The following is a 24,533-nucleotide window of genomic DNA, read 5'->3' as shown; positions in this document are numbered from 1 at the left end:
GGCAGGCGCAAAGCGCCGGTTCACTTCAAAAAACAGCCGGGATGGTCGTGCCATCCCGGCTTTTTTTGTCGCGCCAACCGGTTATGGTCGCGCCGACCAAGGGGACAGGGCCGCGCTGAACGGACCGCCCCCGGGGATGCGAGGGGACTTGAGGAATGGCGGCAAGCGTAGCGGGAGCTCCGGCGGGAGTTCAGTCCGAGGAGCGGCAGCTCACCGCCGAGGAGATCGAGAAGCTCTCGTCGGATTCGGAAGGCGGGCCGGCACGGCGGTTGTCGGGCTGGCTCGGCTGGCTGACCGGGGCGACCTGTTTCCTGATCGGGGCCTATGCGCTCTACTGGACCCAGTTTGCGATCAATACGACGATCTATCGCTCGTCCTTCCTGGTGCTCTGCCTGGCGCTGACCTTCATCCTTTATCCGCTGGCGAGGGCAGGCCGGGACGGCCGGCCGGAAACGCGCCGGCCGACCATTGAGGAGCTTGTCTTCGCGCTGACCGCGGTCGCGCTGATGCTCTACCTGCTGCACAATCCGAACCCTGTCTTCGCGGTGTTCGGGCGCTCGACCTTCGCTTATGGGCTCGGGCTCCTGGTCGCGCTGTGCTTCCTGAGCTACCCGTTGCTGGTCAGCAACAAGGCGCTGGCGCGCTACCAGCCGGTCGACTGGATCTTCGCGGCGATCGGCTTTTACGCGGCGGTCTACCTGGCGTTCAATATCGAGGAATACAAAGTCCGCGCCATGCGCCCGGCGCCCGAAGAAATGGTGCTGGGGCTGACCCTCATCCTGCTGGTCCTCGAGGCGACGCGGCGCACGGTCGGCTGGATCCTGCCGGCGATCGCCGTGGTCTTCCTGGTCTATTGTTATGTCGGTTCGGGCTGGCTGATCCCGGATGTATTCGAGCATCGCGGCTTTTCGCTGAACCGCATCATCGGCCAGAACTACCTGACGCTCGAAGGCATCTTCACCACGCCGCTCGACGTCGCAGCGACCTTCATCATCCTGTTCACCATCTATGGCGCGGTGCTCGATCGCGGCGGCGCCGGCAAGTTTTTCATCGAATGGGCCTTCGCCCTGTTCGGCAAGAAGGCCTCGCCCTCGGCGCCCGGTCGCGCGGTCGTCGCCTCGGGTTTCCTGCTCGGCACGGTGTCGGGCTCGGGTGTCGCCACCACGGTGACCGTGTCGTCGCTTGCCTGGCCGATGCTGAAGCGTTCCGGCTATTCGCCCGAGGTCGCCGGCGGCATGTTGTCGGCGGCCGGCATTGGCGCGACGCTGTCGCCGCCGACGCTGGGCGCGGCGGCCTTCATCATCGCCGAATTCCTCGATGTCGATTATCTGCAAATCCTGATCTACGCGACCATCCCGACCATTCTCTATTACGTCTCCTGCTGGCTGATGACCGAAGCCGACAGCCGGCGGATGAACGTCAGGGCGGTGCGCACCTCGGACGCCTCGCTCTGGGAGCTGACCCGGGCCGGCGGCTACCACTTCCTGTCGCTCGGCGCGATCGCGGTCTTCCTGGTGCTCGGTTATTCCAGTTTCATGGCGGTCTACTGGTCGATCGTGGTGGCCTTCGTGCTGTCGATGATCCGGCCGGAAAGCCAGCTCGTGACGCGCGCAGCCTTTGCCATCGGCTGCGTCGCGGCGGTTGCGGCCTTCCTGTTCGGCAGTTCCGACCTGCCGCGCGCGGTCGGGCTGCACGAGCTGTTTGACGCGCGCGTCTCGGTTGCCAGTTTCTGGGGCATCGCCGCCGCCGTCGTGGCATCGGGCGCACAGAGCCTGGTTGCCGCGCACGCGGGCCGGCCGGTCCCCGCCGGCGGTACCGGCATGATCGACGCGCTGATCGACGGCACGCGCTCGACGCTCGGCATCGTCGCGACCTGCGCCTGCGCCGGCATCATCGTTTCGGTGGTCAACCTCACCGGTCTCGGCCTGACCATTTCCGGCATCATCATTTCGGCGGGCGGCTCGAACGTCTTCCTGATCCTGCTGATGGCGGCGCTGGCCATGTGGGTCCTCGGCCTCTCCGTGCCGGTGACCGCAAGCTACATCATCGCGGCGGTCATGCTGGTGCCGGCGCTGATCAAGGTCGGCGTGGCGCCTGCCGCGGCCCATATGTTCATGTTCTACTATGCGGTGCTCGCCGACGTGTCGCCGCCGACCGCGCTCGCCCCCTTCGCGGCTTCCGCCATTACCGGCGGCGATCCGTTCCGCACCACCATGCAGGCGTGGAAATACACCCTGCCGGCCTTCATCGTGCCGTTCATGTTCTGCCTGACGCCCGAGGGCGCGCAGCTCCTGATGCTGGTGCCCGCAGGGGTGAATGCCGCCGGCGTCCCCATCTATGCTGCGCCGAGCGGTATCCTGGCCTGGCTCTCGGTCATCGGCGCGACAGTCACCGGCTGCCTGGCGCTGGTTGGCCTCTGCGTCATGTTTACCGGCTATGCGATCGGCCAGGCGACCTGGCCGGAGCGGCTCCTGTGCCTGGTCGGCGGCGCTCTTCTGCTCGCCACCAACACCTATGCGGACCTCGCCGGTCTCGTCTTCCTCGGCGCGGGCTTGGCCTGGCACTGGATGCGGGTGAAGAATGCCAAAGCCATTCCGACCTGACAGGACAGACCATGACGCATCGCCTCGACGCCGGCGCCGAGACCGCCCATTGGGGCTATTTCGAAGCGGCCCTCGCCCCCCGGCTGACCATCAATTCGGGCGAGCGGGTGACCATTTCGACAGTGTCCGGCGGCGCCGACGTGCTGCCGGATCCAAGCTGGGGCATTCCGCCCGGTCTGACCGCGATCCATCAGCGTTTCGGCGGCCCGGCCTTGCCCGGCCATATCTGCACCGGCCCGGTGGCGGTGAAGGGTGCGAGGCCCGGACAGGTCCTGCAGGTCGATATCGAGGCGATCGACCTGCATTACGACTGGGGTTACACCTTTGTGGCGCCGCTGGTCGGCGCGCTGCCGGATGACGTCAAGGCGCGCCGGCTGTTTCATTCGCGCATCGACCGGCAGGCCAAACTCGCCCGCATGCCCTGGGGCCATGAGATCCCGCTCGACCGGCCGTTCTTCGGCGTCATGGCGGTGGCGCCGCCGGCCGAATGGGGCCGGATCAATACGCTGCCGCCGCGCCGCAACGGCGGCAATCTCGACAATAAGGAACTGGTGGCCGGCACCACGCTCTACCTGCCTGTCCATGTCGAGGGCGCCAATTTCTCGGTCGGCGACGGGCATGGCGCGCAGGGCGACGGCGAGGTCTGCATCACCGCCATCGAGACCGGGCTGATCGGCACGTTCACGCTGACGCTGCGCGCCGACATGAGCCTTACCTGGCCAATGGCGGAGACACCGACCCATGCCATCACCATGGCCTTCGATCCCGACCTCGATGCCGCAGTTCAGATCGCCTTGCGCAGCATGATCGATCTGGTCAGCGCGCGCTCGGGGCTCGATCGCGACGAGGCCTTCGCGCTGCTGTCCCTGGTCGCCGATGTCAGGGTGACCCAGGTGGTCAACGGCAACAAGGGCATCCACGTGATGATCGACAAGAAGTGGCTGGCAAAGGTGAGGTGAGGGCAGGCGCGGCTGTCGGAAAATACTCGACGTCATCCCCGGCCGAGCGCAGCGAGGGGAAGGGGATCCAGGAGTCGACGGGCCGCGTTTTCAGCACATGAGTTCGTACGGCATCCATTGGAATGCGCTGATTTCTCAAGCGGCACGGCTTCTGCTCCGTAACCCCTGGATGCCCTTCCCTTCCTTGCGCTTCGCTCAGTCAGCCGGGGATGCCGTACTGGCCGCGCCGGCAATTGTCAGGCCCTCTCGCCGTGCTCACGCCCAGGGCGTGCCCTTGACGATGACATCGGCCAAGGCATCGACGGCGGCGGCCTGCAGCTTCTCGCCCTTGGCGCGGGACGACCTGCGGGCGTCGCCGATCACACCCGATGGCGCGAAGCTCTTGAACGAGCGCCAGCGCTGCACCGGTGGCGCCAGAACCGCGCGCGGGTCGGCGAATTGCGGGCCATGAGCATCGGCGAGCCTGTCCTCGCGCACCGCATCGGGGGCAGCCAGCATCATCATCGAGGTCTCGGCCTCGCAGGCATGCAGCACGCCATCCTGGTCGTCCAGCAGGGGTGCGAAGGCCGGCTGAGCCAGTTCGAAATAGGTGGTCGCCGCCACTTCGACACCGGTTTCGCGCGTGATGTCGGGCAGGAAGGCGTTGAGTGCCGAGGCATTGCCGCCATGGCCATTGACGATCAGCACGCGCCTGAAGCCGTGGCGCTGCAGCGAGGTGACGAGGCAGACCAGCACGGCCCGATAGGTCGGGATATCAAGGGTGAAGGTGCCGCCATGCGCCATGTGGTGCTCGGCCAGGCCAACCCACAGCGTCGGCGCCACCACGACCGGGCGCCGCTCCTGCGCCCGCTCGGCGGCCAGCCGGCACACCGTGCCGCACAGAATGGTGTCGACGCCGGTGCCGAGATGGGGGCCGTGCTGTTCGGTCGACGCAACCGGCAGGATAACCAGGGCATCGGCGGCGGCGAGCTGGTTCAGCTCGGGGGCGGTCAGCTTCACCCATTCGACCGGAGGCTGTGGCGGTTTCGACATGTCGCTCTCCCTTTGGGGGGCAGATTTCCATGCCGTGGGCCAGGGGTCGAGCGCTGTCGCACGGCAGACGCGCATCCCCCTCATTCACCAGAACGAGGTTGTTCTTGGCACGCCGATCGCTAGTGTCCCGGCCATGACAGTTTCCAGCACCATTCGCCTCGCCACCGACATCGGCGGCACCTTCACCGACATCGTCCTCGAAAAGGGCGACGAACGCTTCACCACCAAGGTGCTGACAACGCCCCACGCGCCCGAAGAGGCCGTGGTCGAGGGCACCCGGCTGGTGTTGAAACAGGCCGGCATCGGTTTCGCCGATCTGACCGTGTTCGTCCATGGCACGACGCTCGCCACCAATGCGGTGATCGAGCGCAAGGGGGCCAGGACCGCACTGATCGCCACCGACGGTTTTCGCGACGTCATCGAGATCGCCGACGAAGGCCGCTACGACCAATACGACATCTTCATCGACAAGCCCCGCCAGCTGGTCGAGCGCAAGCTGCGCTACACGGTGCCGGAGCGCATCGACGTGATGGGCAAGGTCTGGGTGCCGCTGGATGAAGCGGCGCTGCGCAAGGTGGCGAAAGAGCTGAAGAAGCAGAAGGTCGAGGCGGTCGCCGTCGCCTTCATCCACTCCTATGCCAATGGCGCCCACGAGACGCGCGCCGGCGAGATCCTGGCCGAGGAACTGCCCGGCATCGAGGTGACGCTGTCGTCCGAGGTCTGCCCGGAAATGCGCGAATATGAGCGCACCTCCACGGCGATCGCCAATGCCTATGTCCAGCCGCTGATGGCGGGTTATCTCGGCCGGCTCAAATCACGCTTCGCGGCCGAGGGCTATTCCAGGCCGATCCACCTGATGACCTCGGGCGGGTCGCTGGCAACGCTGGAGACGGCCGCGCGCTTTCCCATTCGCCTGGTTGAATCGGGCCCGGCCGGCGGCGCCATCCTCGCCGCCTACATCGCCGCCGAGCGTGCCGAGGACAAGGTCCTGTCCTTCGACATGGGCGGCACCACCGCCAAGATCTGCCTGATCCATGACGCCACCCCCTACAAGGCGCGCACCTTCGAGGTCGACCGCCAGTCGCGCTTCATGAAGGGTTCGGGCCTGCCGGTGCGCATCCCGGTGATCGAGATGGTCGAGATCGGCGCCGGCGGCGGTTCGATCGCCCGGGTCGACGGCCTGAAGCGCATCACGGTCGGGCCGGATTCGGCCGCTTCGGTGCCCGGTCCCGCCTGTTATGGGCGCGGCGGTGCCGACCCGACGGTTACCGACGCCGACGTGGCGCTCGGCCGGATCGACCCGAGCCGCTTTGCCGGCGGTGCGATCACGCTTTATCCCGACAAGTCGAATGCCGCGCTCGATGCCGCAGTCGGCAAGCCCCTGTCGCTCAAGACTTCGATGGCCGCCCATGGCGTTGCCGAGATCGTCGACGAGAACATGGCGAACGCCGCCCGTGTCCATTCGGTGGAGCGCGGCGTGGTGGTGGGCGACCATACCATGGTGGCCTTCGGCGGCGCGGCGCCGCTGCATGCGGCGCGGCTCGCCGAAAAGCTCGGCATTTCGCGGATCATCATTCCAGCCGATGCCGGTGTCGGCTCGGCCATCGGTTTCCTGCGCGCGCCGGCGGCCTATGAGCTGGTCCATTCCAAATTCATGCGGCTCGACCGGTTCGACGTGAAGGAAGCGACAGAGCTGCTTAGCCATATGAGCAAGGAGGCGACGGGCCTTGCCAAGGCGGCCGCCGGTGGCCGCAAGCTGCACGAAACCCGCACCGCCTTCATGCGCTATACCGGCCAGGGCCACGAAATCGCCGTGGCGCTGCCGAATCGCGCGCTGACGCAAAAGGATATCGCGCTGATGCGCGAGCATTTCGAGACCGGCTATCGCCGGCTGTTCGCCCGCCACATTCCGGGCGCGGCCATCGAGGTGTTGTCCTGGGCCCTGCTGGTAACCACCGATACGGCTAAACCCGAGGTGCTGAAGAAGCCGCGCCGCAAGGACGGGCCGAAGCCGATCGGGTCACGGCCGGTGTTCGACGCCAAGAGCGGCAAGACCATCAACGTGCCGATGATCGACCGCACCACGATGACACCCGGCGCGGTGATCTCGGGGCCCGCGATCATTGTCGAAGCCGGCACTTCGACCTTTGTCAGCGCGACGTTCGACGCTCAGCTCGATGCCGGCCATGGCCTGGTCCTGACCGCTAAAACCGTGGCGACCAAGGCGGCCGCGACCAAGCCCGCCGCGGCAAAAGGACATTGACCGTCATGACCAAGCTCTCCGACATCGATCTGCAGGTCATGTGGAACCGCCTGATCGCGGTGGTGGAAGAACAGGCCCAGGTGCTGCTGCGCACGGCCTTTTCGGCGATCGTGCGCGAGGCGGGCGATCTCTCCGCCGGCGTGTTCGACCGTGACGGCAACATGCTGGCCCAGGCGGTCACCGGCACGCCGGGCCACGTCAATTCCATGGCCGAGAGCGTCAAGCACTTCATCCGCACCTTCCCGGTGGAGACGATGCGCGAAGGCGACATCTACATCACCAACGACCCGTGGATGGGCACCGGCCATCTCAATGACTTCGTGCTGACCACGCCGGCCTTCCACAAGGGCAAGCTGGTCGCGCTGTTCTCCTGCACCAGCCACCTGATGGATATCGGGGGCATCGGCTTCGGGCCGGATGCCACCGACGTGTTCATGGAAGGCCTCTATATCCCGCTGTTGAAGCTCGCCGACAATGGCAAGCTGAACGAGACGCTGATGGCGATGATCCGGGCCAATACCCGGTTGCCGATCGATACCGAAGGCGACGTCTATTCGCTCGCCGCCTGCAACGATGTCGGCTGCGAACGGCTGTCCGCGATGATGACCGAGTTCGGCCTGGACGATCTCGACGTGCTGTCCAAGCACATCCTGAGCCGCTCGCGCGCCGCCGTGCTGGACGCCATCGCCGCCATGCCGCAGGGCTCCTGGTCGAACACCATGACGGTCGACGGCTATGACGAGCCAGTGGTCCTGGCCGCCACCGTCACGGTGTCGAAGACCGGCATCCATGTCGACTTTGCCGGCACGGGCCCGGCCTCGCGCCGCGGCATCAACGTGCCGCTGGCCTATACCACCGCCTATACGGTGTTCGGTCTTGCCTGCATCGTCGGCAAGGATATCCCGAACAATGCCGGTTCGCTGGCGCCGCTGACCGTGTCGGCGCCGGAGGATTCGATCGTCAACGCGCTGAAGCCGAAGCCGGTCGCCTCACGCCACGTGATCGGCCAGATGTTGCCGGATGTGGTGTTCGGCGCGTTGCGCCAGGCGATCCCCGAGCGCGTGCCGGCCGAGGGCACGTCCTGCCTGTGGAACCTCAATGTCCGCGGCCAGACCGAAGATGCCGGGCTCGGCAATTACGGGTTCACCATGGCGGTAACCTCCAATGGCGGCACCGGCGCCAGGCCGCTGAAGGACGGGCTGTCGGCGACCGCCTATCCCTCCGGCGTCAAGGGCACGCCGGTCGAGATCGCCGAATCGATCACCCCGCTGATCTTCTGGCGCAAGGAGTTCCGCACGGATTCCGGCGGTGCCGGCAAGACCCGCGGTGGCCTCGGCCAGGTGATCGAGGTCGGCAGCCGCATCGGCAAGCCGTTCGATCTGCTGGCGGCCTATGACCGTATCGATCATCCCCCGCGCGGCCGTGACGGCGGCAAGGATGGAGCCGCTGGTGCGGTCGCGCTGAAGTCGGGCGTGAAGCTCAAGGGCAAAGGCTTCCAGTTGATCCCGCCGGATGACCGCCTGGTGGTGATGACCCCTGGCGGCGGCGGCATCGGGGCTCCGACGGCCCGCGACAAGGCGGCGGTCGAGAAGGACCTGTCCGAGGGGCTGATCAGCAAGGCCGGCGCCAAGGTCTATGGCGGCTGAGCGCGAGCCCGGCCGCCCGACCGGTCACGCCGTGACGGCTGCCAGTTGATGGGTGTCGGCCAGGTGGCGGAATTTCGCCACTTGGCCATCGGCGCCGAAGGTCCAGAGATGGGCCTCGAGGTCCTTGAAGCCCTTGCCGGTGGCCTTGACGCGCAATTCGAGGCGGACCAGCGAGACGACCATGCCGTCGTCTTCCAGGAAGGCGAAGGGCTCGAATTTCAGGAAATCGAAGTCGTCGAGCGTCTGGAAGAAGCCGGCAACATTGTCGCGACCGCGGCGCGAGACATACCAGCGCAATTGCGCGCCACCCCAATCGTGTTCCCATTCCACGTCATCGGCGAGCTTGTCGAGAATGGCGGCAATGTCGCCACGGCCAAACGCCTCGTATGCTGCCTTGACGGTGTCCGTATTGCGGCTCATGGCATTGCTCCTGTCGCAGCATCCCAGCCCTGTCGAAGATACGAACACCGGATCACGCCAAGTGGATGCGCCTGCGACGCGCTTCGCCGGTTCACAGGCTCGCGGCTGACCGGGTTGCCTGATCATAGAGGCCGGAGAGCGCCCGCATCTCGGCGGCGATCCGGCTGAGTTCGACAGCGTCGGTGCCGAAAGCCTTGACCCCCTTGATCAGCAGGGCCTCGCGAATCTCGCGATAGCGCAGACAGAAATCGGCGCCCTTGGCGCTGGTTCCGATGGCCTTTTCCTTGCCGACCTTCTCGCCCTTCACCAGCCCTGCCGCTTCCAGCTTCTTGACGGCATAGGTGACGAGGTGAGTGTCCTCGACGTTCAGCACCAGCGCGATATCGGCCATGCGCTTCGGCCGCCCACGGTGATTGACGGTATGGACGATCAGCACTTCGAGCGGTGACAGGCCGGGCACGCCGGCGGCTGCGGCGCAGCGGGTCATCCAGCGGTCGAAAGCATGGCCGACCAGGATCAGTCCGAACTCGAACTCGGAGAGCGCCGGCATGGCTCCCGAGGCGAGGTGCGCCGAGGAGACGATCGGGCCGAGCGTTGCGGTTGGAGACGTCACTGCTGAAGGCGTCGGCGTTGAGGGCATCGGCGATTCTCTCGCAAGCGGAGGACGACATCGGAACCAGTCGATTTATGGTGGTCATCTTATCGAAATCAAATCAAGAAAACGACGATAAATTATCAACGATATGTTGACACGGACTTTTTGTTGCGCGATCGTCGGGTCTGAGAGTGGTTTCATGTCGCAAGCCGGGGGGCGACGCGCCGGAATTCGCGCGTTCCAGTGTGCACCGCAATGCATACAGACCCCTTGTCTTGTGGGTGAAACAGCGATCCAATCGATATTCAAGGGCAAGCAGCCTCGACCGCCTGTCAAAGGCGGGACCATCCAGAGATCAGGGACTTCAGGAGTTTCTCCCATGTTCGACCGCCGTCAGATTCTCGCCGGCATGGCCGGCGCGACCACGCTTGCCGCGCCTACCGTGCTGCGCGCCCAGACCGCCTGGGACATGCCGGTGCCCTATACCGACGGCACCTATCACACCCAGAATGTCCGCTGGTGGGTGGAGGAGATCGCCAAGGCGACCGGCGGGTCGATGAAGATCCAGGTCCACTCGAACAATTCGCTGATCCGCCTGCCGGAAATCCTGCGCGCGGTGTCGACCGGCCAGGTCGCCGCCGGCGAGATCCTGATCAGCCAGTTCGGCAACGAGGATCCGTTCTACGAACTCGACTCGATCCCCTTCCTGGCCCAGGGCCTCGATCAGGCCACCAAGCTCTATGAGGCCTCCAAGGCGGCGCTCCAGGCTTCGTTGCAGAAGCGCGGCATCCGCATGCTCTATTCCGTCGCCTGGCCGAGCCAGGCCTTCTATTCGAAGACGCCGATCAATTCGGCGGCGGACATGCGCGGCATGAAATTCCGCACGGTGAGCCCGATCACCTCGCGCATGGCCGAACTGCTCGGTGCCGTGCCGACCGCGGTTCAGGCCTCCGAAGTGCCGCAGGCCTTCGCCACCAACATCGTCACCGGCATGATCACGTCTGGGGCCACCGGCGTGCAGTCGCGCGCCTGGGAGTTCGCCAGTCAGTTCGTCAATCTGCGCGCCTCCATGCCGAAAAACGCCGTGCTGGTGAACGAACGCGCCTGGCTGCGTCTGCCGGAGCCGGTCAGGCAAGCCATGCTGGCCGCCTCGGCGCAGGCCGAACCGCGCGGCTGGAAGCTCGCAGCCGAAGTCGAGATCGCCTCGGTCGAGGAATTGCGCAAGAACGGCATGACCATCGTCGATCCGACCCCGCAGCTTCTCACCGAAGTCAAGGCGGTCGGCGCCAAGCTCACCGAGGAATGGATCGGCAAGACCGGCGACGCCGGCAAGGCCGTCATCGAGAACTTCAACTCACGCATTCGCGCCTGACCGGCGAAAACCCTGGCCTCCCCACCGCATCAAGGACCGGCGCTGCAAGCGCCGGTTCCATGCGGTGTCGTGCGTGCCGCCGGCCCGGGTCTTGCTTCTTGCGGGCTGATGATATTCCGATCCCCGTCCACTCCCGATATCTCGCTCGTCGACGCCGCAACCCGCAGGGATCGCGCCGGTAAACCACAGGTTGGTCATGCGAAAATTTCTCGATAGTCTTTATCTCGGGGCGGCCTGGCTCGGCGCCTTTGCCGTCTTCGCCATCTGCGCCATCATGATGGCGCAGGCCGCGCTGCGGCTGAACGGCACATTGCTGCGCGGTGCCGACGACGTCACCGCCTGGGTCTGCGCCGCGGCCGCCTTCCTGCCGCTGGCCGCGACCTTCAAGCGCGGCGAACTGGTGCGCATGGGCATCATCGTCGAGCGCTTTTCCGACCGGACCGCCCGCTGGATCGAGCTTGTCGCGCTGGCGCTCTGCACGGCCTTCGGCGCCTACCTCGCCTATTGGCTGTGCAACATGGTCTATGAGAGCTTCATCTTCGACGAACGCGGCCAGGGCTTGCTGCCGATCCCGATCTGGATCCCGCAGGTGCCGGTGGCGATCGGTGCCATCGTGCTCGCCATCGCAGTGGTCGACGAATTTTTCCGCGTCGCCTCGGGGCTCGTGCCGACCTATGTCCAGCAGGTGCGCGACCGCCATGCGGCCGGCGACTATTCGGGCGAGGTCTGAGCTATGGGCGCGCTCACCATCGGCACCATCCTGCTCGTCGTCATGTTCGCCACCCTGTCGGTCGGCGCATGGATCGGCTTTTCGCTGGCCATCACCGGCTGGGTCGGCATGGCCTTCTTCACCAATTCCTCGCCCGGGCTCAATCTCGCAACCGCGGTCTGGCAGTCGGTCGCCTCCTGGGAACTGGCCGCGCTGCCGCTGTTCGTCTGGATGGGCGAGATCCTGTTCCGCACCAATCTGGCGAACCAGATGTTCGCCGGGCTCGCGCCGTGGCTGCGGCGGATGCCCGGGCGGCTTCTGCACGTCAATGTGCTGGCCTGCGGCATTTTCGGCTCGGTGTCCGGTTCGTCGGCGGCGACCGCCGTCACCATCGGCAAGATGACCGTTCCGGAACTGAAGCGGCGCGGCTATCCCGATTCCATCTCGCTCGGCTCGCTTGCCGGTTCCGGCACGCTCGGCATCCTCATTCCGCCGTCGATCATCATGGTGGTCTATGCGGTGGCCGCCGAGGTTTCGATCATCCAGATCTTCCTCGCCGGCTTCCTGCCCGGCCTGCTCGTGATGGTGCTGTTCTCCGGCTATATCGTGGTCTGGGCCTTGCTGCACCCGGACCAGGTTCCGGCCGACGATCTCGGCGAGATGAGCTTCAAGCAGAAGCTCATTGCGTCGAAAGAACTCATCCCCTGCATGCTGCTGATCGTGATGGTCATCTGGGTGATCGTCGCGGGTTATGCGACGGCGACCGAGGCCGCCGCCTTCGGCGTGGTCGGTTCGCTGGCGCTGGCCTGGTGGGGCAATTCGCTGACCTGGGAGCATTTCCAGGAGAGCCTGCTCGCGGCGACCCGGCTGTCCGCCATGATCATGTTCATCCTGGCGGGTGCGGCCTATCTGACGATCGCCATGGGTTTCACCGGCATCCCGCGCGCGCTTGCCGAGTTCGTCGGCTGGCTGAACCCGTCCAAGTTCCAGCTGATCGCCGTGCTCACGATCATGTACATCATCCTCGGCACGGCGCTCGACGGCGTCTCGATGATCGTTTTGACCACGACCATCGTGCTGCCGATGATCCAAAAGGTCGGCATCGATCCGATCTGGTTCGGCATCTTCATCGTACTGCTGGTCGAGATCGCCGAGGTGACGCCGCCGGTCGGGTTCGTGCTGTTCGTGCTGCAATCGATGAGCGGCCGCGACTCGTGGTTCGTCGCCTATGCTTCGTTGCCGTTCTTCCTCATGCTGGTCGTCGCCATCGTCATCATCAGCGTCTTCCCCGACATCGTGACGGTGCTGCCCCGCATGTTCGTGGAGGCGACGCAGGCCGGCGGTCCACGCTAGGATCGCCTCAGCCGTTGATGATCCCAACTGTCCCCAGCTCATGAGGTCCGCGATGGGCGCGCCCATCCAGCCGCGCTTTCTTGCCTGCGGCGACACCGCCGTCACGGTGGAGTTCGGCACCGAGATCGACGACGAGGTCAATGCGCTGTGCCTCGCCTTCGATGAGGCGCTGGCGGCCGCAGCCATTCCAGGCGTCGTCGAAACCTTGCCGACCTATCGCTCGGTGCTCGTGCATCTCGATCCGCTGACCATCGACACGGCCGGGTTCGAGGCCCGCGTGCTCGGCGTGCTCGGCGGCCTGAAACGCTCGACCGCCCAGCCGAAGCGCTGGAAGGTGCCGGTGGTCTATGGCGGTGAATTCGGCATCGACCTGGAGGATGTGGCGGCGAGGCACGGGATCACAGCCAATGAGGTGATCCGGCGCCATTCGGACCGGATCTACCGGGTGGCCATGCTCGGCTTCCTGCCGGGCTTCTGCTACCTCTCCGGCGCCGACCAGAGCATTGCCTTGCCCCGGCGCACCGATCCGCGGGTCAAGACCCCGGCCGGCACGGTGTCGATCGGCGGCGTCCAGGCGCTGTTCGCCTCCGTCGAGGCGCCGTCCGGCTGGCACCTGCTCGGCCGCACGCCGGTGCGCAATTTCATGCCCGACCGCGACCCGGTCTTCCTGGTCGGGGCCGGCGAGGAGGTGGTGTTCGAGCCGGTCGATGCGTCGCGCTGGGACGAGCTCGACCGGGCGGCCGCGGCCGGCGAACCGGTGGCCGAGGAGATCGCGGCATGACGCGTCTCCTGGTGAGGGATTGCGGCGCCGGGACCAGCATCCAGGATGCCGGCCGGTTCGGCTATCAGCGTTATGGCGTCGGGCCGGCCGGCGCCATGGACCGGGTCGCGCTGGCCGTCGCCAACCGGCTGGTCGGCAATGAGCCGGGCACCGGCGCGATCGAATTCACCCTGTTCGGCGGTTCGTTCGAGGTCGAGGGTGGTGAGGTTCGTGTTGCCCTTGCCGGAGCCATGGCCGATCTGAAGCTCGACGGCGAGCCGGTTCCGGCCTTGTCGAGCGTCACGGCACGCGCCGGCCAGGTCATCAGCGTCGGCCCGGCCAGGCTCGGCGTCTTCATGATGCTCGCGGTATCCGGCGGTTTCGACCTGCAACCGGATCTCGGCAGTCAGTCATTCCATCTGCGCGCCGGTCTCGGCGGCGTCGGCCGCGAGCCGGTGAAGCCGGGCCAGCGGCTGCCGGTTGCCGGCGCGCCCGGCGGGCCGGAGCTGACCGTGACGGTGCCGCCACGGGTCAATGCCGGCGCTTACCGCGTCGTGCTCGGTCCGCAGGACGACTATTTCTCCGCAGCCGGCCTGCGCGCGCTGACGAGCGAGGCCTATGTCATCTCGGCCCAGGCCGACCGCATGGGCTATCGCCTGTCCGGGCCGAAGATCGAACATTCCAAGGGATTCAACATCGTCTCGGACGGCATCGCAACCGGCTCGATCCAGGTGCCCGGCTCCGGCGAGCCGATCGTGCTGCTCGCCGATGGAGGCACCACCGGCGGCTATCCGAAGATCGCCACCATCATCTCCGCCGACCTGCCGCGCTTCGTGCAGCAGCGCCCCGGCAGCGAGGTGCGCTTCACCGCCATCAGCCGCGACCAGGCGATCGCCGCCGCGCGCGACCAGGCGGCCATGCTCGCCGCGGTCGCCGCCGGCCTGCAGCCGGTCGGAGGCGGACTCGACGCCGAGCGGCTGCTGTCGCTCAATCTCGTCGACGGCTGGGTCGACGCACACGAAACGGCGTCCATGCAGCACGACATCCAAACGTGAAGGAGAACGATGATGGCTTCTGTCGATCTCAATTCGGATATGGGCGAGGGCTTCGGACCCTGGAAGATGGGCGATGACGCAGCCATGCTCGACATCGTCACGTCGGCCAATGTGGCCTGCGGCTGGCATGCCGGCGATCCGATCATCATGCACCGCACCGCGGAGATCGCCAAAGCCAAGGGCGTGTCGATCGGCGCCCATCCGGGCTTCGGCGACCTCTGGGGTTTCGGCCGGCGGGTGATCCGCGGCGACAGCATGGCCGATCTGGAAAAGCAGGTGGCCTATCAGATCGGTGCGATGCAGGCCTGCGCGGCGCTCGCCGGTCACAAGGTGACCCATGTGAAGGCGCATGGCGCGCTCGGCAACATGATCAATGACGACGAGGACATGGCGCTGGCGATCGGCCGCGCCATCAAGGCGATCGATCCGGGCCTCGTCTATATCGTGATGCCGGGACTGCCGACCGAGCGGGTCGCCGAGCGCCTCGGCCTGCCGATGGCGCGCGAAGTGTTCGCCGACCGCACCTATGACGACAGCGGCAACCTGACCAGCCGCAAGACGGACGGCGCGGTGATCCATGACGCGGCGCTTGCCGCCGAACGGGTGCTGCGCATGGTCGAGGACCAGCAGGTGATCACGGTCACCGGCAAGGTGCTGAAGGTCAAGATCGACACGATCTGCGTGCATGGCGACAACCCGGCGGCGGTTGCCATGGCACGCGGGGTGCGCGACCGGCTGGAGGCGGCCGGGATCGCGGTCAAGCCGTTCAAGGCAGCCTGATCAGCGCCGGCGGATAAGCTCGCGCAGCGCGCCGGCGAACGGTTCGAACGAGAAGCGCACCGTCGCCTTGCCGGCCGGTACCTCGACGGCGCGCACCAATCCGAAGGCGCGCCTGAGCGGCGCCTCCCGGCCGTCGATGCGGGCGACCCACCAGGGGTGCCAGGCGTCGGCCAGGACCAGGATGCCGCCATCGCGGGTTTCGGTTTCCACCACCACCTCGGTATTGGCATAGCCGAGCATGCGTGCGGTGCCGCCGCCAGTCCGGCGGGGCGGCACCGGCCCTTCGATCAGAACGGTGTCGCGCGGGTCGAGATCGGGTCGAAAGCCGGTTTCGGCCAGTCGTTCGGGCGTGGCCTCGGCCGCCGGCGCGACCCAGACCCGCGGCAGGGCGCGCGGGTTTTCATAGACATAGGCATCGCTGGTCCGCCCCACGAGCGTCAGACCGTCGGCCGGCAGAGCCTTGTCGACCTCGGCAATCGGCACGCCCGACACGATGAAGCGCAGGCCCAGAATGTCCGACAGCGTCGAGCGGTAGGATGGAAAGGCCGGCGGGAAGCGCCGCTGGTTCGGCAACGATGCGATATCTTCGGCGCCGACCAGGGCGGCATAGGCGGCCGAGCGAACCGGGTTGAAGCCGAGCGTGTCCTCGAAACCATGGACCATGGCGGCGTTCTGCCAGAAATAGCCGAGACCGATCAGTTCGACGCGGTCGCGACGCGTGGCGTCGCGCACCTGGCTCGTCTGCAAGAGCGCCACCGTCGCATTGCCGGTGTCGGGCCGCAGCACGTCATAGGTCGCGGGCGGCAGCGCCGTGGATTCGCTCGGCGCATTGGTGATGGCGAGGTCCTGGACCAGGACGACCGCGAGCGCCAGGGCCAGTAGGACCGGCCTGATCTTCGGCGCCGCGGTCAGGACGGCCAGCGAGAGCACCAGCGTGACGACGCCGATCAGCAGTTGCGGCCAGGCGCTGAGCGGCGCGGCCTTGGTGATGATCAGCAGGATGGCGATGATGGTGAACAGGAAGGCGAGGCCGGTCTGGGCCATCCAGTCGGTCTTGAGCCGGCCGGTCAGCAGGAGATGCGCGCCGTAGCCGGCGAGCACCGCATAGAGGCCGCCGAAGACGAAGACGGCATCGGCTGGCCGGCGGAACAGGTTGACACCCGGCACATGCCAGAACAGTTGAAAGGCCGGTGTGTACCAGCCGAGCGCGAAGACCAGCGTCACGATCAGCGCGATCGCGACATAGCGGATCTCGGCGGCAAATGCCGCGCCGGTGCCATAGACCGCAAAGACCAGAAAGAACGGCAGCGCGCCGGCATAAAGCACGCCCATGTTGCGCGCCAGAAACAGGCCGGTCTCGCCCCAGGTCGGGCTCGGCGGCCCCCAGTAGTCGACCAGCGGTCCCGCCGCGCCGTAGATGTTGCCGATCGCCAGGCTCAGCAGAAAGGCCGGGTGGAGCGAGCCGCGGCCGGCGCCTTCCAGGTCGATCGCGACACGGTTCGACTGTTCGCCCCAGAGTGCCGCCAGGACCACGGGAATCGCGACGATCAGGAGGCCCGCGACGGCACCGGCGGTGAGCGGCGCGAGGCTGGCCGCAAGGCGCCTGAGGCGGCCGTGGCCGACGAACCAGTGGGCCGCGACCTGGCCGACGAGCAGATAGGTCAGGATGAGCGCCACCTGATCGCGCCCGACGACCATCAGGCCGGCGGCGATGCCGGCAGCGATGCCATAGGCGATCGACGAGCGGTCCAGCGCGCGGGTGAGCAGCCACCAGGCGACCGGCCACCAGCACAGCGAGAAGACCTGGTTGACATGCTGGATGCGCCAGCTCGCCGCCGCCCCGAAGGCAAAGGCGATGGCGGCCACCAGGGCGCCGCCCCAATGCCAGCCGCGGTCGCGAAAGACCAGGATCACCGCGATGCCGCCGACCAGCAGCATGGCGAAGACGGTGCGGTCCATGGCGGCGAGCGAGGGCGCCGGATCGAGCGCCGCCAAGAGCATCAGCGGCGCCGAAAAGAGCACCGATTGCGGATCGGCGATTTCGGGCGAGCCGGTGAAGATATCGGGGGTCCAGAATGCCGCCCCGCCGCCATGAAGGGCGCGGGCGACGAAGCCGAGATGCGGATACCAATGGGCCTTGGCGTCCCAGGGAATGGTGACGGCGCCAACCAGCCAGGGGGACGCCAGGACGGCCCAGGCCAGGATGAACAGTCCTAATGTGGCGGGCAGGCTGAACGGCGCGCGGGCGGGCACTTGCATTGACGGGTCCGGGCTCAAGACCTGGTCTTGATAGCGCACCTGCGATTGCGGCGCGATCGATCACAAGGCTCGTATGCCGGCCGGCGCGTTAAGATCCAATTGAGCGCATTTTTTTCACGATCCGCCGGCGGGCCCTCGCCCCGCCGCAGGCGCTGGCCGCCCGACCTCACTCGCCGGCATTGAGCCTGGCGAACAGCGCGTCGGTATCGATGAAATGGCCGGCACGCTCGCGCTTGGAGGCGAGATAGCGGACATTCTCATCGGTCGGCCGGCCGATGACGCGGCGCTCGGAGACGACGTGCAGCCCGGCCTCGCGCAGCGCCGTCACCTTGACCGGATTGTTGGTCATGATGTCGACCTCGGCGACGCCGAGCTTTTTCAGCATTTCGGCGGCGAAGTCGAAATGACGCTGGTCCAGGTCGAAGCCGAGCACCTCGTCGGCATCATAGGTGTCGAAGCCGAGCGACTGCAGCTTGTAGGCGCGCATCTTGTTGGCGATGCCGTTGCCGCGGCCCTCCTGGTCGAGATAGAGCAGAACGCCGCCGCCATTCTTGGCCATCCACTCGACCGCGCCGCGCAACTGGTCGCCGCAATCGCATTTGAGCGAACCGAACAGGTCGCCGGTGAGGCAGGCGGAATGCAGCCGGACCGGCACCGGCTTGGTCAGGTCGGGCTTGCCGACAACGATGGCGACCTGGTCGCGCAAGCCTTCGCCACCGCGGAACACGACGAATTCGGTCTCCGGCGCACCTTCCAGCGGCACCGGGGCGCGGCCGACGATGCGCAGGCGCCGAACTTCGTTGCGGCGGAAATTCTTCACCGCTTCGACGCTGACCCGCTCGACATTGCTGTCGTCGAGCCGGGCCGGATCGACCGGTACGGCCACGACGACAGGCACGGTCAAAGCCAGCCGGGCCAGTTCGAGCGCGGTCTCGTCGAGGCCGTCGACCGGCGCCACCGGGGCATCGGTCTTGGCATCGATGACCAGCGCCAGCTGTTCGATCCGCTTCAGGTCGATGCTCGGCAGCGCGACGCGGCCGGGCAACGTCCGCTCAAGCCCGAGGCGCCGAAGCCGTGCCGCGGGCAGCACCAGCCGCGGCGTGCCGAGGGCGAGCTTGGCCAGGGCCTCGGCGAGCGGCTGCTCGAGACCTTCGACACCACACACGAGCACCGCTTCCGTCTCGCCTGTTATCAAAACCGGGCGCGCGGCGCGAAACTCGGCCAGCGCACGCTCGACACGGGTTTGATCCAAGTCGGCGCGAGAGCCTAGAATCCCATTCCCATCCGTCATAGAACTGCCTTCAGGCCCTTGCCGTGCATGCCGACGCGTATTGTGCGCCCGGATGTCTCCGACCGCATGTAGGAGTTTCGACATGCCAATCAAGCGCGATCGGCGCCGGAATCCCAGTCTGGGAGGCTCCCTTGTCGAATGACGCTATCGTCGCGGAGCCACCCGTGTTTCTACACGCTGACCATTCCGGATGCGAGCGGAGATCGAATCTCGAGCTGGAAGGGCCATTTGCCGGCTTCGACACGGCCTCGACGCTGCGCCCCTTCGTGGTGGCCCAGCTCGGTCAATCGCTTGATGGCCGCATCGCGACGCTGACCGGCCATTCCAAATATATCAACCGGTCGGCAGCGCTCGACCACCTGCATCGGCTGCGTGCCCATGTCGACGCGGTGGTGGTCGGGGTCGGCACGGTGATCGCCGACGACCCGTTGCTGACGGTCCGCCGGGTGCCGGGCCGAAGCCCGGCGCGCGTGGTGATCGATGCCGGCGGCCGGTTGCCGCCGGACGCCAAATGCCTCGTCGACGACGGCGTCAGGCGGATCGTGCTGCGGGCCGAGCCGCAGGCCGTGCCCGACGGCGTCGAACAATTGCTGGTCAAGCGGCTGAGCCCGACGGCGCTGTCGCCGCATTCGATCGTCGAGACGCTGTTCGATGCTGGCCTGAAGCGGATCCTGATCGAAGGGGGCGCCAGGACCGTGTCGATCTTTCTGGAACATCGCGCCGTCGATCGCTTGCATGTTCTGGTCGCCCCGATGATCATTGGCTCGGGAGTGCCTGGGATCGAATTGCCACCCATCTCGGTCGTGGATGATGCCTTGCGCCCGGTGACCCGGGTGCATCAGCTTCCCGACGGGGATGTCCTGTTCGACTGCGATCTCAGGCTTGCAGCGAGCGAGGACAATGCGGATGCAGCAGCCTGACGCCTTTTCGACCGTTCAGACCGTCTATTCGGCGCCGCAGCGCGCGGTTCACTGGATCATGGCCATCCTGGTCTTCTGCATGGTGCCGCTTGGCGTGGTCATGACCAACATTCCCTGGGAGCCGGCGCCGGGCGCCAATCCCGTCCTGAAAGGGCGGCTCTACGAGCTGCACAAATCCATCGGCCTGATCATTTTCATGCTGGCCGTGCTGCGCGTCCTGCTCAGGATCTTCAAGGGCGCGCCGCCGCCCGAGGCGTCGCTGACGCCGTTCGAGCGGGTCGCCTCGACCACGCTGCACCATCTGCTCTACGTGCTGATCTTCGTCGTGCCGCTCTCCGGCTGGATCGCCACCTCGATGTGCTGCGCACCGGTCAACCTGTTCTGGACCATTCCGATGACCTTGCCGATCTCCGGCACGATGGAAAGTTCGCAACCGGTCTATCTCGTGCATTTCACCGCGGTGGCCCTGCTCAGCGTCCTGGTGGTCGGCCATGTCGGCGCGGCCTTGATGCATCTGGTCATCAAGAAGGACGGTGTGTTCAGGCGCATGTGGCCGTCAAAGGCTTAGGTCTTCGTACCCTTCTTAAAAAACGAGACCGCCGGCGCCATGGGCGGCCGGCGGTCCGTTGATCGGCTCGACCGCGCCGTGCGCGGTCATGATCCGGTGGAATCTCCTTCAGTGAACACTCCGTACACCGGCTTTCAGCCGCGTGATTTCATCTTTCAAAAGCAATTTGCGTCGTTTGATATCGACGATTTTTTCGTCGGAAGACGACGGACTGGCGACAATATCTGCGAGTTCTCGATCAAGCGCCTGATGGCGCCGTTCCAATTCCGACAAGTGCGACTGCAGACTCATCCATGTCTCCTTTTGAGAATGGGGCGTGCCGACAGCATCTCGGACGGGGTCCGCTACGCGTCGGACGACCGATGTTTTACCCCTTCTCCGGCAAAGTAAAATCACGGAATGTTACGGGTGCCGGGTGCCGCTGCGTCGCCCCCCAGGGCCTTATCGCGTCCGGACCCCTGCCGGCTGCCTTGCCCTCGGCCGCGGTGAGCGCGATAGTCGCGGCCGGCGCTTCCCGAGCGAAGCGCCTCCGATTCCCTTGACCGGTGCGGCAATGCCATTGACCGAGGACGAAGAGCGCGACATTTCGCTCGAACTGGAGCGGTTGAGGCAGGAACATCGCGACCTCGACACGGCGATCGATGCGCTGGCCGCCCTGGTGGTGGCCGACCGGCTGCAATTGCAGCGGCTGAAGAAGCGCAAGCTCGCGCTGCGTGACCGGATTTCCTATCTCGAGGACATGCGGACGCCCGACATCATTGCCTGAAACGCACCGTAATCGTGGTTAAGGCAAGGTGAACGTCAGGCCGGGCCGCTTGTGGCCTTGCCGCTGGCCGTGGCTCTGCCTATGCTCTGGCGCTTCTTTCGCGAGGCCGTCCGGGCCGCTGGGGAGCAGTTTTATGTCGGGAAATGCCGCGAGCGGGGTGCCGCCCGTCGCCATCATCATGGGGTCCCAGTCCGATTGGGCGACCATGAGACATACCGCCGAGACGCTGGATGCGGTCGGTGTGGCGCATGAGCCGCTGATCGTCTCCGCCCATCGTACACCCGACCGGCTCTACGCGTTCGCCAAAGGCGCCAAGGCCAAGGGCTACAAGATCATCATCGCCGGTGCCGGAGGTGCGGCGCACCTGCCCGGCATGACCGCGGCCCTCACCATGCTGCCGGTGTTCGGCGTGCCGGTGGAGAGCAAGGCGCTGTCCGGCATCGACAGCCTGCATTCGATCGTTCAGATGCCCGGCGGCATCCCGGTCGGCACGCTGGCGATCGGCAAGCCGGGGGCGATCAATGCGGCGCTGCTCGCCGCCGCCTGCCTGGCGCTCCATGACGAGGCGCTGGCGGCGCGGCTCGAGGCCTATCGCGCCAAACAGACGGCAAGCATCGCGGAGCGGCCTCGTGACGACCACTGAACGGTCGGTCGGCCCCGATCAGATCATCGGTATTCTGGGTGGCGGCCAGCTCGGCCGCATGCTGGCGCTGGCCGGCGCCAAGCTCGGCCTGCGCTGCCAGGTGCTGGCGCCCGAGCCGGAGAGCCCGGCTTTCGACGTGGTCCGGCGCATCACCGAGGCCGACTATTCCGACGAGGTCGCGCTCGCCCGCTTCGCCGAGGATGTCGACATCGTCACCTACGAGTTCGAGAACGTGCCCGACAAGGCGGCGCGCTTCCTGTCGAGCCGGTTGACGGTCAGGCCCGGCCCGCGCGCGCTGACCGTGTCGCAGGACCGGGTGGTGGAAAAGACCTTCGCACGCGATTGCGGGCTGGGCGTGCCGGATTTCGAGCCGGTCGACGACGAGGCCGATCTGGATCGCGCGCTGGCCCGGCTCGGCCGGCCGGCGGTGCTGAAGACCCGCCGCTTCGGTTATGACGGCAAGGGTCAGGCGGTGATCCGCGACGGCGACGATGCCGCGGCGGCCTTTTCATCGATTGGCCGCCAGCCGGCGATCCTGGAAGCCTTCGTGCCGTTCATACGCGAGATTTCGGTGATCGTGGTGCGTGGCGCCGATGGCGAGATCCGGCATTATGATCCGGTCGAGAACGTCCATCGCGACGGCATCCTCAGAACCTCGACGGTGCCGGCGCGGATGACGCCGGAACAGGCCAACGAGGCGGCGCGGATGGGCGAGGTGCTGGCCGAGAAGCTCGACTATGTCGGCGTTCTCGCGGTCGAGCTGTTCGTCACGGCGGACGGTGGACTGGTGGTCAATGAAATGGCGCCGCGCGTGCACAATTCCGGCCACTGGACCGAGGCGGCCTGCCACTGTTCGCAGTTCGAGAACCACATGCGCGCGGTGGCCGGCCTGCCGCTCGGCTCGACCGCACGCCACTCGGACGCGGTGATGGAGAACCTCATCGGCGCCGATGTCGAAGCCTGGCGTGCGATCGCCGCGGAGAGCGGCGCGGTGCTGCATCTCTACGGCAAACGCGACCAGCGCGACGGCCGCAAGATGGGCCATGTGACACGGCTGACGCAGCTGACTTAGGGGCGAATGGTGAGTGGCGAGTGGCGAATAGGGCCTGCGGTGACTCGGATACCGGTCGAGTCTCACCAATTGCCCATCGGTTCATCCACTCCGTCACTCCCTTCCCTTGCTTCGCTCGCCCGAGGATGACGTAGAGATCGCCAGCGCTTCCGGCTGGTCTGGCTCGCCCGATATCCCGGTCACCGCGCGCCCGATTTCGCCACTCGCCATTCGCTACTCGCCCTTATCACCCCAGCGTCAGCAGCAGGCCGACGCCGATGACGATCAGCGCGATGCCCAGTCCGTCGCGCGGGCTGGTCGCCTGCTTGATGATGGCGCCGGAGACCAGGCCGGCAAAAATCACCTCGATGAGCGCCAGCGTGCGGACCTTGGCGACCGTCTCGAGGGCGAAGGCGAGAAACCAGAACTGTGAGGCGAACGAGCCGAGAAAGCCGGCGAAGACCGACGGGCGCCAGCTCTTGAAGATGGCGATCAGTCCGGGCCGATCGAAGATCGCGAGGTAGGTGGTCAAGAGAACGGTCTGGATGGCCAGGCCGCAGACCAGCGTCGTGGTTGCGGCCAGCACGAAACTGTCGGCTTCGAGCGAGCGGATGGCGCCGCGAAAGCCAATGGCGGAGACGCCGAACAGGGCCGCCGAGGCGACGCCGAGCAAGGCTGGCCGAAGGGCGTTCTCCGTACCCGGCCGCCAGGACATGGACAGGATCCCGGAGGTCGCGACGACGATCGCGACCCAGGCCCAGAGGCTGAGGTGATCGCCCAGGATGACGACGCCGAACAAGGCCACCAGGACCGGTTCCAGCTTGGTATAGGCGGTGGTCACCACGAAGGAGCGTTCCTGCATGGCGGCCAGCATCAGCGCGGTCGCGGCGATCTGCGCGACGGCGCCGACCACCACCCAGGCGAAGAAGGTGGCATGCAAGGGAAAGCCGGCGCTCGGGACGGCCAGCTTCACCAGGCCGAGGAAGATCAGCGAGAACGGAAAGCCATAGAGGAAGCGAACATGGGTGGCGCCAATGGTGCCGAGCGTGCTGGTCAGGCTGCGCTGCATGGCATTGCGGGCGGTCTGGGCGGCGGCGGCGACAACCGTGAAGACGGCCCAGAGCCAGGGCAAGGCAAGCATAGCGTGATCTCCTGATGGCCTGGACCATCACGAGCGGCCTCGACGCGGTCAATCCGGCGCCATCGCAGGGGTGATGTGCGACCCGCCGGTCAGCGCGCGCCGGTACCAATGATCGCTGTGCGGCAATCCGGCGTGAGGCGGGTCTGGTTGGCGCGCAGACAGGCTTCGATCTTGGCGCCGTCGGTGCCGGCGTCGGGGCAGTGCTGATTGAGATCCGCCCGGCAGGCCCGATAGATCGACAGCTTCTGGCTGAACGACAGGTTGCTTTCGGCGACGGCCTGGCCGGCCACCGGCATCGGGGCGAGGGCCAGCGTGGCAAGGATCGTGGCGCGTTTCATCGGGCGGCT

The 24,533-nt window shown here is 66.5% G+C and carries 23 protein-coding genes; 15 read left to right on the top strand and 8 right to left on the bottom strand.

Translation table 11 applies throughout. From position 1 onward, the window contains the following. Positions 1 to 155: 155 nt before the first annotated feature. Together E8M01_RS05125 and E8M01_RS05120 are read left to right on the top strand one after the other, a co-directional pair. The gene (locus tag E8M01_RS05125; protein ID WP_136959130.1) at positions 156 to 2,603 is read left to right on the top strand and encodes a TRAP transporter permease; all 2,448 of its coding nucleotides are present in this window, start codon (positions 156 to 158) and stop codon (positions 2,601 to 2,603) included. An 11-nt stretch (positions 2,604 to 2,614) separates the two neighbouring features. After that, entirely contained in the window at positions 2,615 to 3,562 is a 948-nt protein-coding gene (locus tag E8M01_RS05120) for an acetamidase/formamidase family protein (protein ID WP_136959129.1), read from the top strand. A gap of 255 nt (positions 3,563 to 3,817) precedes the next feature. On the opposite strand, the gene E8M01_RS05115 is transcribed toward E8M01_RS05120, so the two are convergent. Beyond that, positions 3,818 to 4,594 carry a creatininase family protein gene (locus E8M01_RS05115; protein WP_136959128.1) on the bottom strand — a complete coding sequence of 259 codons (777 nt, stop codon included), beginning with the start codon at positions 4,592 to 4,594 and terminating at the stop codon, positions 3,818 to 3,820. Positions 4,595 to 4,727: 133 nt separating this feature from the next. On the opposite strand from E8M01_RS05115, the gene E8M01_RS05110 reads away from it, so the two are divergent. After that, positions 4,728 to 6,857, top strand: a complete 2,130-nt coding sequence (locus tag E8M01_RS05110) for a hydantoinase/oxoprolinase family protein (protein WP_136959127.1) — start codon at positions 4,728 to 4,730, stop codon at positions 6,855 to 6,857. 5 nt (positions 6,858 to 6,862) lie between these two features. After that, positions 6,863 to 8,503 (top strand): hydantoinase B/oxoprolinase family protein, encoded by a 1,641-nt coding sequence (locus E8M01_RS05105; RefSeq protein WP_136959126.1) that lies wholly within the window; start codon positions 6,863 to 6,865, stop codon positions 8,501 to 8,503. A gap of 24 nt (positions 8,504 to 8,527) precedes the next feature. Here the strand turns inward: E8M01_RS05105 and E8M01_RS05100 are convergent, their stop codons facing one another. Both E8M01_RS05100 and E8M01_RS05095 read right to left on the bottom strand, forming a co-directional pair. Continuing rightward, complete coding sequence (locus E8M01_RS05100) at positions 8,528 to 8,923, bottom strand: nuclear transport factor 2 family protein (RefSeq protein ID WP_170181792.1); 396 nt, start codon at positions 8,921 to 8,923, stop codon at positions 8,528 to 8,530. A 91-nt stretch (positions 8,924 to 9,014) separates the two neighbouring features. Then, the gene (locus E8M01_RS05095) at positions 9,015 to 9,563 is read right to left on the bottom strand and encodes a winged helix DNA-binding protein (protein WP_136959124.1); all 549 of its coding nucleotides are present in this window, start codon (positions 9,561 to 9,563) and stop codon (positions 9,015 to 9,017) included. Positions 9,564 to 9,897: 334 nt separating this feature from the next. Between E8M01_RS05095 and E8M01_RS05090 the strand changes: the two genes are divergently transcribed. From E8M01_RS05090 to E8M01_RS05065, 6 genes are all read left to right on the top strand, one after another. Further along, a complete protein-coding gene (locus tag E8M01_RS05090) occupies positions 9,898 to 10,890 on the top strand; it encodes a TRAP transporter substrate-binding protein (protein WP_215908857.1) in 993 nt (330 codons plus the stop codon). A 196-nt stretch (positions 10,891 to 11,086) separates the two neighbouring features. Further along, the gene (locus E8M01_RS05085) at positions 11,087 to 11,620 is read left to right on the top strand and encodes a TRAP transporter small permease (protein ID WP_136959123.1); all 534 of its coding nucleotides are present in this window, start codon (positions 11,087 to 11,089) and stop codon (positions 11,618 to 11,620) included. A 3-nt stretch (positions 11,621 to 11,623) separates the two neighbouring features. After that, positions 11,624 to 12,952 (top strand): TRAP transporter large permease, encoded by a 1,329-nt coding sequence (locus E8M01_RS05080; protein WP_136959122.1) that lies wholly within the window; start codon positions 11,624 to 11,626, stop codon positions 12,950 to 12,952. A gap of 52 nt (positions 12,953 to 13,004) precedes the next feature. Then, positions 13,005 to 13,733 carry a 5-oxoprolinase subunit PxpB gene (pxpB, locus tag E8M01_RS05075; protein ID WP_136959121.1) on the top strand — a complete coding sequence of 243 codons (729 nt, stop codon included), beginning with the start codon at positions 13,005 to 13,007 and terminating at the stop codon, positions 13,731 to 13,733. Beyond that, positions 13,730 to 14,767 (top strand): 5-oxoprolinase subunit C family protein, encoded by a 1,038-nt coding sequence (locus E8M01_RS05070; RefSeq protein WP_136959120.1) that lies wholly within the window; start codon positions 13,730 to 13,732, stop codon positions 14,765 to 14,767. The genes pxpB and E8M01_RS05070 overlap by 4 nt, the downstream gene beginning before the upstream one ends. Positions 14,768 to 14,779: 12 nt before the next feature. Beyond that, entirely contained in the window at positions 14,780 to 15,547 is a 768-nt protein-coding gene (locus E8M01_RS05065; RefSeq protein WP_136959119.1) for a LamB/YcsF family protein, read from the top strand. Here the strand turns inward: E8M01_RS05065 and E8M01_RS05060 are convergent, their stop codons facing one another. Both E8M01_RS05060 and ribA read right to left on the bottom strand, forming a co-directional pair. Then, positions 15,548 to 17,806 carry a YfhO family protein gene (locus E8M01_RS05060; protein ID WP_136959118.1) on the bottom strand — a complete coding sequence of 753 codons (2,259 nt, stop codon included), beginning with the start codon at positions 17,804 to 17,806 and terminating at the stop codon, positions 15,548 to 15,550. It abuts the gene before it with no gap. 166 nt (positions 17,807 to 17,972) lie between these two features. After that, positions 17,973 to 19,058: a GTP cyclohydrolase II RibA gene (gene ribA / locus E8M01_RS05055; RefSeq protein ID WP_342778675.1), complete on the bottom strand. Its 1,086-nt coding sequence runs from the start codon at positions 19,056 to 19,058 to the stop codon at positions 17,973 to 17,975. A gap of 203 nt (positions 19,059 to 19,261) precedes the next feature. On the opposite strand from ribA, the gene E8M01_RS05050 reads away from it, so the two are divergent. Next, a complete protein-coding gene (locus E8M01_RS05050) occupies positions 19,262 to 20,017 on the top strand; it encodes a RibD family protein (protein ID WP_136959116.1) in 756 nt (251 codons plus the stop codon). Further along, entirely contained in the window at positions 20,004 to 20,585 is a 582-nt protein-coding gene (locus E8M01_RS05045; RefSeq protein ID WP_170181791.1) for a cytochrome b, read from the top strand. Before E8M01_RS05050 ends, E8M01_RS05045 begins: the two co-directional genes overlap by 14 nt. A gap of 108 nt (positions 20,586 to 20,693) precedes the next feature. Here E8M01_RS05045 and E8M01_RS05040 read toward each other — a convergent pair whose 3' ends face one another. Continuing rightward, a complete protein-coding gene (locus tag E8M01_RS05040; protein ID WP_136959114.1) occupies positions 20,694 to 20,876 on the bottom strand; it encodes a YdcH family protein in 183 nt (60 codons plus the stop codon). 262 nt (positions 20,877 to 21,138) lie between these two features. Between E8M01_RS05040 and E8M01_RS05035 the strand changes: the two genes are divergently transcribed. From E8M01_RS05035 to E8M01_RS05025, 3 genes are all read left to right on the top strand, one after another. Then, the gene (locus E8M01_RS05035; protein ID WP_211596699.1) at positions 21,139 to 21,351 is read left to right on the top strand and encodes a YdcH family protein; all 213 of its coding nucleotides are present in this window, start codon (positions 21,139 to 21,141) and stop codon (positions 21,349 to 21,351) included. A 133-nt stretch (positions 21,352 to 21,484) separates the two neighbouring features. Further along, complete coding sequence (purE, locus tag E8M01_RS05030) at positions 21,485 to 21,994, top strand: 5-(carboxyamino)imidazole ribonucleotide mutase (protein ID WP_136959112.1); 510 nt, start codon at positions 21,485 to 21,487, stop codon at positions 21,992 to 21,994. Then, a complete protein-coding gene (locus E8M01_RS05025; protein ID WP_281287837.1) occupies positions 21,981 to 23,066 on the top strand; it encodes a 5-(carboxyamino)imidazole ribonucleotide synthase in 1,086 nt (361 codons plus the stop codon). The genes purE and E8M01_RS05025 overlap by 14 nt, the downstream gene beginning before the upstream one ends. 226 nt (positions 23,067 to 23,292) lie before the next feature. Here the strand turns inward: E8M01_RS05025 and E8M01_RS05020 are convergent, their stop codons facing one another. After that, positions 23,293 to 24,186 carry a DMT family transporter gene (locus E8M01_RS05020; protein WP_136959110.1) on the bottom strand — a complete coding sequence of 298 codons (894 nt, stop codon included), beginning with the start codon at positions 24,184 to 24,186 and terminating at the stop codon, positions 23,293 to 23,295. An 89-nt stretch (positions 24,187 to 24,275) separates the two neighbouring features. Then, positions 24,276 to 24,524, bottom strand: coding sequence for a cysteine rich repeat-containing protein (locus E8M01_RS05015; protein ID WP_136959109.1), 249 nt, complete (start codon positions 24,522 to 24,524; stop codon positions 24,276 to 24,278). Positions 24,525 to 24,533 lie beyond the last annotated feature (9 nt).

Source organism: Phreatobacter stygius, assembly GCF_005144885.1.
Lineage (GTDB): Bacteria > Pseudomonadota > Alphaproteobacteria > Rhizobiales > Phreatobacteraceae > Phreatobacter > Phreatobacter stygius.
Note: the sequence above shows the minus strand (reverse complement) of the source record. Positions and strands in the feature narration are given on the sequence as shown.